This window comes from Candidatus Polarisedimenticolia bacterium, from assembly GCA_036004685.1.
In the GTDB taxonomy this organism is placed as follows: Bacteria; Acidobacteriota; Polarisedimenticolia; order Gp22-AA2; family AA152; genus DASYRE01.
In genome coordinates this window covers 44,848-53,732 of record DASYRE010000017.1, presented here as the reverse complement: position 1 = coordinate 53,732, position 8,885 = coordinate 44,848, and the positions used below count along the sequence as shown (strand labels likewise).

Below are 8,885 nucleotides of genomic sequence, written 5' to 3'. Positions count from 1 at the left end.
ACCGAGGTCGCCGAGGCGCCCGGATCGCAAGGCGCGCCAGAGCGTCGCGTACCCAAGGCGGTACGCAAGCGAGGCGCAACGCGGCGAGCCGGGATGGATCGGGGGCCGAATGTAACATGATTTTTGAGACGCGACACTAGCCGGCCGCCGGCCTTTCGGGACTGGCTGCGGACCGGTGATTGCGGAGCCCGCGCCGTTCGAGCGGGCCGCTCACGTTCCGACCTTCGAGGTGGAGCATGACCGATACGGCTCGTCGGATCGATTACTTCTACACCACCGTCCCCGATCTTCCGGGAGAGGGACACCGCCTCTTGAAGAGTCTGCAGGAGGCGGGCGTGAGCCTGCTGGCCTTTTCGGCCTTCCCCGTTTCGGGGGGCAAGACCCAGATCGATTTCGTTCCTTCCGACAGCGACAGATTCCTCGCCGCCGCCCGCCAGGCCGGAATCTCCCTCAGCGAGAGGAAGCGTTGCTTCCTGGTCGACGGGGCCGACCGGCCGGGAGCGGTCGCGGAAATCGTCGGGCGGCTCTCGGAGGCGCAGATCAACATCACCGCTCTGGACGCGGTGTGCGGCGGAGCCGGCCGGTTCGGGGCGATCCTGTGGGTCAAGCCGTCGGCCTACGAGGCGGCGGCCGGCGCCCTGGAAGCGTGAAGGATAGACCCCTGGCGGCGTAAGAGATGGACTTGGGCTCTGGCTCGTACGGGAGTCGGCATGTCACGGCAGGGGCCGGGAGCCTGCCAGTGGGTGGAGGGTCAACCATGAAGCCGGCCGCCGGGCTATCTGTCTTGCTTCTCTCCCTCGTTTCGGTGGCGCATCTCCTTCGCCTTCTCTATCGCGTGGAGATCGTCGCAGCAGGGAGGGTGATTCCGCTGTGGGCCAGCGTCCCGGGCGCCCTGATCAGCGCGACCCTTGCCGGCTGGCTCTGGCGGGAGCAGCGCCGCTAGGAGGCGAGCCGCCTCGCGGCTCCCCTGCAGCACCGAACGCCATCTTTCCTCCCGCTTCCTGGCGCTTCGCTGTAGATTTGATCGCCAGGGGAGATCAAGTCGCGTCGCATCATCCGTCGCCCTGGAGGGTGCCGCGATGTTCGACCGGCTTCCCGCGTCTCGATCCCCTCGGCTCGATCCTCTCGGCGCCGCCTTGACGGGCCTCTCGCTGCTGCTCCATGGCTCGGCAGTCGTGAGCCTGGTCCTGGCTTCCTGCCTGACGCTCCCCCCGATCGCGTTTCCGAAGATGCGTCCTCTCATCGCGCCGGTGTTTTTCTTGCCTCTCTCCACGGGTGGGGGTCCGGCGCCGAAGCTCGGTCGCCCTCATCCTTCATCCCCCTCCCCCGCGTCGCAGCCTCCCGCCGAGACGCGCCGCCTCGAGCCGCCGCGTGAGATGCCGGATGCTTCGAGCCAGCCCCCTGCCGATTCACCCTCCGGTCCGGTCCAGGAGACCTCGGACGGGACGAGCCCTCAGGGCGATCCGGCCGGAGCGCTCGACGGAGAGGCCGGCGGCCGACGCGGCGCCCTTTGCGCCGGGGAGGGCTGCGATCCCGACGGCTCCTTGGGCGTCGGTCCGGGGATCCGCGGCGAAGAGGCCGATCTCGATCCCATCCGGCGGCCCGGCATCGGAGACGTCACCGAGCCCGTCCTGATCGAATCTTCGAAGGTCCTCCCCCGCTATCCGGAGCTGGCGCGGCGGGCTGGAGTTTCGGGCCGGGTGATCCTGGAAGCGATCGTCCAGATCGACGGGACCGTCGCCTCGGTGAGGATCTTGCGGGAGACTCCGCCTCACGTCGGCTTCGGCGAAGCCGCCAGCGCCGCGGTGGCGCGCTGGCGCTATCGGCCCGGAACCCAGCAAGATCGTCCCGTCGCCGTCTATTTCACCGTGATCGTGGACTTCGCCCTGGCGCGCTGACCGGCCGGAGTGGCCCTTCCCCGCGGGAATGCCGCGCCGGAGTGTTTCAGCCGCACGTCCTCCCAAGGCGCCGGAATGACTCGTGAGCGCCGCGCGGGCCCGCACCGGGGCTTTGACTCGCCTCACCCGCCTCGATAGACTTCCTCCGTTCTCAACCCTTCGAGGAGGAAAATCGACATGCGGAATAGGATTCTCGCGCTCGCAGTTGTGATCCTCGTCCTGGCCGCCACGGCCGCCGCGCCGGCGATCTTCGCCAAAGACAGGTCGGGCGCCGAGGGAGTCTGGAAAGTGAAGATCACGCCCGATGCCGACGCCGCCGCCAAGGGAGAGAAGGAATCGGATGACACGCTGATCCTCAAGGGCGGCAAGTTTCACTCCCCCGGATGCGATCCCTACGGCTTCGGCCCGGCCTCCTACAAGGTGGAGGGGAACCACTTCATGGCCGACACGGAGAGCAAGAAGGAAGGGAAGATCCACTGGCATGGCGAGGTCAGCGGCGACACAGTGAGCGGCCAGATGACCTGGACCAAGACCGACGGCAACGTCGTGAACTACACCTTCTCCGGAACGCGGACCGGCGAGCCGCCGGCGGCGGGATCCGGCAAGAAGTCCAAGGGCTGATCGATCGAGTGAAGAAAATCGCCATTCCCGATCCTCCGGTCCCCGCCATCGAAGTGCGGAGCGCGACCAAGAGCTACGGCGCGGTTCGCGCGCTGGACGGCATCACCCTGTCGATTCCCCGGGGGGAGCTCTTCGGGCTTCTCGGGCCGAACGGGGCCGGAAAGTCGACCCTGATTAACCTCCTCACCGGCCTCGTCCGGCGCGACGCCGGCGAAGTCCGGATCTTCGGCTACGACGTGGATCGCGACTACCGGATCACGCGGGCGCTCCTCGGGGCCGTCCCCCAGGAGCTGGTCTACGATCACTTCTTCACCGTGCGGCAGACGCTGAAGATCCAGTCCGGTTACTACGGGGTGACGGGCAACGGCCCGTGGATCGAGGAGCTGCTCGATCGCCTCGAGTTGAAGGAGCACGAAGGGAAGACGATCCGGCAGCTCTCCGGCGGCATGAAACGGCGCCTGCTCGTGGCGAAGGCGATGGTCCACCGGCCGCCGATCCTGATCCTGGACGAGCCGACGGCGGGGGTGGACGTGGCGCTGCGGCGGTCTCTCTGGAGCCTGGTGCGCCAGGTCCACGCCGCCGGCACGACGGTCGTGCTGACCACCCACTACCTGGACGAGGCGGAGGAGCTGTGCGAGCGGGTCGGAATCATCCATCGCGGCGTCTTCGTGGCCCTGGATAGCAAGGACGCCCTCATGCGCCAGATCCAGCACCGCAAGGTCACGCTGGAATTCGCCTCCCCGCAGCCCCGCCTTCCGGCGCCGCTCGCGGAGATGGGCGCCTCCCTTTCGGCGGACGGCACGAGCGCCATGCTGCGGGTGGACCGGGGCGACGGATCGCTCCAGCGGCTGTTCGAGCTCCTGGGGCGAGGCCAAATCGCCTTCGCCGATCTGCAGGTGGAAGGAGCCGGCCTGGAGGACGTCTTCCTCCAGCTCACCGACGAGAAGCTCCAGCCGGATGCCGCCGGGCAGATCGCCGCGGGAAGCGCCCCATGAGCGCCCTGGCCGGAGGCTTCCTCCCCCTGCCGTTTCGGACCCTCTTCTTCCGCGAGGTCCACCGCTTCTTCATCGTCATCAACCAGACGCTGCTGGCGCCCGTCATCTCGGCGTTGCTCTACCTCTTCATCTTCGGGTTCTCGCTGGGGAGCCGGTTCGGCTCCTTCCACGGCCACAGCTACCTCCATTTCCTGATCCCCGGCCTCGTGATGATGGGACTGGTGAACAACTCCTTCCAGAACCCCTCCTCCTCGCTGATGATCTCGAAGTTCGAGGGGAACATCGTGGACATCCTGATGGCGCCGATCGGGCACGCCGAGATCATCGCCGGCTACATGCTCGGCGGGATGTTCCGGGGACTGCTGGTGGGAACGTGCATCCTGGCGGCCGCCTGCCTCTTCGGCCCGCCTCCCTTCGCCCATCCGCTCTACCTGATCCTGGTGGCGCTGCTCTCGGCGGCGTTGTTCTCCCTGGCCGGCGTGACCGCCGGAATCTGGGCGGAGAAATTCGACGACCTGGCGCTGTTCCCGACCTTCATCATCACGCCGCTGACCTATCTCGGCGGAGTCTTCTACTCGATCGACACCCTGCCCCCTTTCTGGCGCAACGTCTCTCTCATCAATCCCCTGCTGTACATGATCAACGCGCTCCGGTACGGGTTCCTCGGAGTCTCCGACGTGGACCCCGGATGGAGCCTCGCGGCGCTGTCGATCGTCACCGCGCTCCTCTTCGGCGTCTGCCTCCAGATGCTGCGCTCCGGCTACCGGCTCCGGAAATGAGATAGGGAGCGGCGGCCCGTGTCCTCCGAGCTGATGCGATTCTGGGCCACCCTCGGCGTCCCGGCGCAGGCGGTGATTCTCCTCCTGGGGATGATGTCGCTGGCGTCGATCGCCATCGTGGTGGAGCGGACCGCCGGGCTGTGGATCGCCCGCCGTGATACCGATCGGTTCGTTCCCCTGGCCCAGGCGGCGCTGCAGAGCGGCATCCTCACGGAGGTCGTCCCTCTGGCCGAGCGCTGCTCGATGTGTCCCGAATCGGAGATGGTCCGCGAAAGCGGCATCGACTTCGAGGCCGGCGGGCTGGCGGAATGGGAGATCAACCGCCGCCTTCTGCTCGCCCGGTGGAGCGTCGACCGGCAGCTCGCCCGGCTGAACCTCGACCTGCGCCGGGGCCTTCCCATCATCGGCACGATCTCGGCGACGGCCCCTTTCGTCGGCCTGCTCGGCACGGTGCTGGGGATCATCCGGGCCTTCGACTCGCTGGGAAAGATCGGCGGGGGCCTGGCGGGCGTCTCCCTGGGGATCGCCGAGGCGCTCATCACCACCGCCCTCGGACTCTTCGTGGCGATCCCCGCGACCTGGGCCTACAACTTCATCAGCGACAAGGTCGATCTCGCCGTGTTCCGGGCCCGCCGCTTCTCGACTTTCTTCCTCGAGGCGCTGGCTTCCCCGGGAGGCGTCTCCACCCGCCGCATCCTGGCGCAAGGAGTCGGGCACGTTCCGGGAGGGGCGCGGATCTCCACCACTCCCATCCGCTCGGAGATCAACGTCACCCCCCTGGTGGACGTCGTCCTGGTGCTGCTGATCATCTTCATGGTCATCACGCCGCCCCCCCGGACGGCGCTCGATCTCGGAATCTCCAAAGTCGTCCGCTCGGAAGCGGGGGCCGGGAAGGAAAAGAAGGATCGGGTCTTCGTGCGGGTCACGGCGGACAACCAGGTCTACCTGAACGACCGCGAGGTTCTTCCCGGCTCTTTGGAGAGCGCCTTGAAGTCGGCGTTCCAGGGGAAGGCCGGAGAGCCTCTCTTCTTCGAGGCGGATCCGGGAGCGGATTATCCCCAGGTGGTCCGCATCCTGGATCAGGCGAGCGCGGCGGGCGTCGACAAGATCGCGATCGTCAGCCGCGGCGCCGCGGCAGCCCGTCCCGGAGGACGGTGATGAACGCGTTTCCCGGCCGCCCGCGCGTTTCGCTCATCATCCCCGCTTACAACGAGGAGACCTACCTGCCGCGACTTCTCGACACCGTCGACGCGGCCCGCGCGCGGTACGCCGCGGGCGCGGAGGGCGTGGAGGTGATCGTCGCCGACAACGATTCGAGCGACCGCACCGCGGAAGTGGCCCGCCGGCGGGGGTGTCGGGTCGCCCGCGTGGAGAAGCGCGTCATCGGCGCCGCCCGCAACGGCGGCGCCGCCGTCGCGCGGGGGGAGATTCTCGCCTTCGTGGACGCCGACTTCAGGATCCATCCCGACACGTTCGGCGCGATCGAGCGGGCCCTCGCCTCGCCGGAAGCGGTCGGCGGAGCGACGGGCGCGACGATGGAGCGAATGTCGCCGGGAATCGCGGGCATCTACGCCGTGCTGATGATCCTGGTCTGGACCACCCGCATGGACACGGGGGTCGTATTTTGCCGGAAGGAGGACTTCGAGACCGTCGGCGGGTACGACGAGGACATGCTGTACGCCGAAGACGTCCGCTTCCTGCTCAAGCTCCGGCGCCTGGGAAAGCGGCGGCGACAGGGTCTGGTGCGGGCGACGGCCGCCAAAGCGATTGCCTCGGCGCGGAAGTTCGACAGCCACGGCGACTGGCACTACTTCACGCTGATCGCCCGGAGTTTCTGGTGGTATTTCTTCTCCCCCGAGAAGATCGACCGGTTCGCCCGGGAATACTGGTACCATCCCCCTCGTTGACCCCCCCGGCGCGCCCGCTCACGGCAGGCTCTTCCCTTTCTCTCCCTCGAGCCGGTTCATCCGCTCGCGCAGGCTTTCGGTCGTCTCCTTGAGCTGCTCGATCCTCGCTCGCAAGTCCTCCAAGGCGGTCCCGGCTTTGGCGCTCCGGATCGCCGCGACCGCCTTGCGGGCGTGCCGGCGCAGGCGCGGATCGATCTCGCCGCGCGCCGCGTCCGCGAGCGCCGGAACCGCCCGCTCCTCCCGCGCGTCGCCCAGCGCCTGGATCGCGGCGTCCCGGGCGAATATCCACGGATCCTGCAGGAGCGGCATCAGGAAATCGCCCACGTCGCGCTGCGCCTCGCCGCGCGCCAATTTTCCGAGCGCCCGGATCGCGGCCTCCCGCTGCCGCCGGGGGCGGCCGTAGCGGGCGCCCTGCTCCAGGAGCGGCAGGGCGCGCGGATCCCCCAGCTCCTGCATCCCCTCGTAGGCCCCGACCGCGATCACGTCCTTGTAGGACGGGATGGCCGCGGCCTCCTTGAGCAGCGCGAAGGCGTCCGGCGCGCGGCCGGTGGAATAGGCTTTCGCCGCCGCGGAGCGCACGAAGGGATTCGTTTCCCGCCGGAAGGCGGAGCGGATCGCGGCGGCGGCGGACGCATCCTCCCGGAAACGCCCCAGGGCGTCCAGGGCGCTCGCCCGCACCCGGGTGTCGGCGTCCCTCAAGGCCCGGACCAGCGCGTCGCGCGCCTGCGGAAGCCGGATCTTCCCGAGGCTCTTGGCGATCTCGGCCCGCACGCCCCAGAATTCCTCCCGCTCCAGCCGCGCCGCGAGCCCCAGCGCGGCGGACGCGTCCAGGGTTCGCGAGCCGAGCTGCTCCGCCGCCCAAGTCCGTCCGGCCACGTCGGGATCGTGCTCGAGCTGGTACTTCAGCTCTTCCAGGGATCGCTCGAATTCGAGCGTCTTCAGGATGCGCGCCCCGGCGTCGAAGCGGGTCATCCGGGGCGGCTCGGGAAACGGAAAGGAGAACTCCTCCGTCGCCCGCGCCACCGTGACCGTGAACTCCCGCGTCTGCTCCTTCCCGATGAATTCGATTCTCACCGGCATCCGGAAAAGGGGCGTCACGTCGTCCACCTGCTGCTTCTGCTCCACCGTCAGGCGGATCGCCTTCTGCGGTCCGTCCCATTCCTGACGGAGGGCGTACTCGGGATGCCCGCCGTGATCGAACCATTCCTCGAAGAACCAGACCAGACTCTGTCCCGTGACGCTCTCGAACGCCCGCCGGAGATCGTCCGTGACGACCAGGCCGTCGCGGTGCTCCTCCGCGTAGCGGTGTATCGCCTTCCAGAAAAGGTCGTCGCCCACGATGCCGCGGAGCATGTGCAGGCTCCATCCCCCCTTGGGGTAGAGATGGCTGTCGAAGAGATCCATGCCGTCCGCGTAGACCGGCTGGACGATCGGGCGGCGATACTCCTCCGAATCCTCCTTCAGGTAGGCCCGCGCGTCCTGGAGCATCTCGTATTCGAACTCCTCCCGGCCGGCGCGCTGCTCCTGGTAGAGATTCTCGAAGTAGGTGGCGAAGCCTTCGTTCAGCCAGGCGTGTGCCCAGTCCCGGCACGTCAGGAGATCCCCCCACCACTGATGCGCCAGCTCGTGGGCCACCAGGCCGCGGCTGGACGCCTCTTTCTCCACTTCCGCCGGGTGGATCGTCTCGAACGTCTGCGTCGTGGCGCTGATGTTCTCCATGCCGCCGTAGATGAAGTCGACGATCGCGCTCTGCGCGTACTTGGCGTACGGGTACCGGACGCCGATCTTCTCGGAGAAGAACTTCATCATGGCCGGGGTCTCTCCGAAGGAGTGCAGGACCGCCTCGCGGGGCGTGCCGCGGGGGACGTAGTACTCGACCGGGATTCCCTCGTAATCCTGCCGCACGATGTCGAAATCGCCGATCGCCACGGAGATCAGGTAGGAAGGCGCCGCGACCTCCTGCTTGAAGTGGAAGGTCCTTTTTCCTCCCGGGCCCGCCTTCACGTCGACGAGCCGCCCGTTCCCGAGAGCGGTGAGCGGCTCGGCCACTGTGAGGAATTGCTCGAAGGTCGCGCGATCGTTGGGGGAATCGTAGCAGGGAAACCACCAGTGGTTTTCCTCCCCCTCGCCCTGCGAGTAGATCAGGCGCGGCTTCTCGGGATACGCGCGATCGGGCCCCACGAAGAAAAGCCCGCGGCGGGGGTTCGCCTCGTACGACACCGTGAAGGTCACCTCCTCTCCGGGCGGCACGCTCCTCCCCAGGTCGACGAGAAGCTGCTCTCCCGACAATCGAAAGCCGAGGGGCGCCCCCGGAGACGCAACCTTGCTGACGCGCAGGTCCGCGCTGTCGAGGGCCACGGTGCTCAGAGGCTCCGCGAGAGGCGACAGGGTGAAGGTCACGTCGCCCCCGACCCATCCCTTCGGCCCATCGAAGGAAAGGGCCAGGACCATGTGCTTGACGTCGATCGAGCGATCCCGCGGGTAGTGGCGGAAGATGCCCGGCTCGTCCCACCGCGGGTGCTTCTCGCCCGCCAGGCTCTGGGCCAGCGCCGGCCGGGACGACAGAGCCAGGGCCGCGAGAAGCGCGCTCCGGGCGAGGATCGAGCGCGGCGACGTCGCCCGGGTTTTCCCGGAGCGGCCGGTTCGTTTCAAGGAGATCTCCCGAAGGTCGGAGAGCGCCGGGCC

The 8,885-nt window shown here is 68.1% G+C and carries 9 protein-coding genes; 8 read left to right on the top strand and 1 reads right to left on the bottom strand.

The window, feature by feature from the left end; all coding sequences use genetic code 11:
- Positions 1 to 236 precede the first annotated feature (236 nt).
- The 8 genes from VGR67_04395 to VGR67_04360 all read left to right on the top strand — a co-directional run bounded on the left by VGR67_04395 (position 237) and on the right by VGR67_04360 (position 6,200).
- Positions 237 to 650, top strand: coding sequence for a hypothetical protein (locus tag VGR67_04395; GenBank protein ID HEV8335637.1), 414 nt, complete (start codon positions 237 to 239; stop codon positions 648 to 650).
- Positions 651 to 757: 107 nt separating this feature from the next.
- A complete protein-coding gene (locus tag VGR67_04390) occupies positions 758 to 943 on the top strand; it encodes a hypothetical protein (GenBank protein ID HEV8335636.1) in 186 nt (61 codons plus the stop codon).
- 136 nt (positions 944 to 1,079) lie between these two features.
- Positions 1,080 to 1,898 (top strand): energy transducer TonB, encoded by an 819-nt coding sequence (locus VGR67_04385; GenBank protein HEV8335635.1) that lies wholly within the window; start codon positions 1,080 to 1,082, stop codon positions 1,896 to 1,898.
- Positions 1,899 to 2,075: 177 nt separating this feature from the next.
- A complete protein-coding gene (locus VGR67_04380; protein ID HEV8335634.1) occupies positions 2,076 to 2,519 on the top strand; it encodes a hypothetical protein in 444 nt (147 codons plus the stop codon).
- Between the two features lie 8 nt (positions 2,520 to 2,527).
- Positions 2,528 to 3,514, top strand: coding sequence for an ABC transporter ATP-binding protein (locus tag VGR67_04375; protein ID HEV8335633.1), 987 nt, complete (start codon positions 2,528 to 2,530; stop codon positions 3,512 to 3,514).
- On the top strand, positions 3,511 to 4,293 hold the full coding sequence (locus VGR67_04370; protein HEV8335632.1) for an ABC transporter permease: 783 nt from the start codon (positions 3,511 to 3,513) through the stop codon (positions 4,291 to 4,293). Before VGR67_04375 ends, VGR67_04370 begins: the two co-directional genes overlap by 4 nt.
- A gap of 18 nt (positions 4,294 to 4,311) precedes the next feature.
- A complete protein-coding gene (locus tag VGR67_04365; GenBank protein ID HEV8335631.1) occupies positions 4,312 to 5,451 on the top strand; it encodes a MotA/TolQ/ExbB proton channel family protein in 1,140 nt (379 codons plus the stop codon).
- Positions 5,451 to 6,200, top strand: a complete 750-nt coding sequence (locus tag VGR67_04360; GenBank protein ID HEV8335630.1) for a glycosyltransferase — start codon at positions 5,451 to 5,453, stop codon at positions 6,198 to 6,200. The genes VGR67_04365 and VGR67_04360 overlap by 1 nt, the downstream gene beginning before the upstream one ends.
- An 18-nt stretch (positions 6,201 to 6,218) precedes the next feature.
- On the opposite strand, the gene VGR67_04355 is transcribed toward VGR67_04360, so the two are convergent.
- Complete coding sequence (locus VGR67_04355; protein ID HEV8335629.1) at positions 6,219 to 8,852, bottom strand: M1 family aminopeptidase; 2,634 nt, start codon at positions 8,850 to 8,852, stop codon at positions 6,219 to 6,221.
- Positions 8,853 to 8,885: the final 33 nt, after the last annotated feature.

Bases quoted from the DNA above. Each gene is read 5' to 3' on its own strand.
- VGR67_04395 (HEV8335637.1), top strand. From the start codon at position 237: ATGACCGATACGGCTCGTCGGATCGATTACTTCTACACCACCGTCCCC.
- VGR67_04390 (HEV8335636.1), top strand. From the start codon at position 758: ATGAAGCCGGCCGCCGGGCTATCTGTCTTGCTTCTCTCCCTCGTTTCG.
- VGR67_04385 (HEV8335635.1), top strand. From the start codon at position 1,080: ATGTTCGACCGGCTTCCCGCGTCTCGATCCCCTCGGCTCGATCCTCTC.
- VGR67_04380 (HEV8335634.1), top strand. From the start codon at position 2,076: ATGCGGAATAGGATTCTCGCGCTCGCAGTTGTGATCCTCGTCCTGGCC.
- VGR67_04370 (HEV8335632.1), top strand. From the start codon at position 3,511: ATGAGCGCCCTGGCCGGAGGCTTCCTCCCCCTGCCGTTTCGGACCCTC.
- VGR67_04360 (HEV8335630.1), top strand. From the start codon at position 5,451: ATGAACGCGTTTCCCGGCCGCCCGCGCGTTTCGCTCATCATCCCCGCT.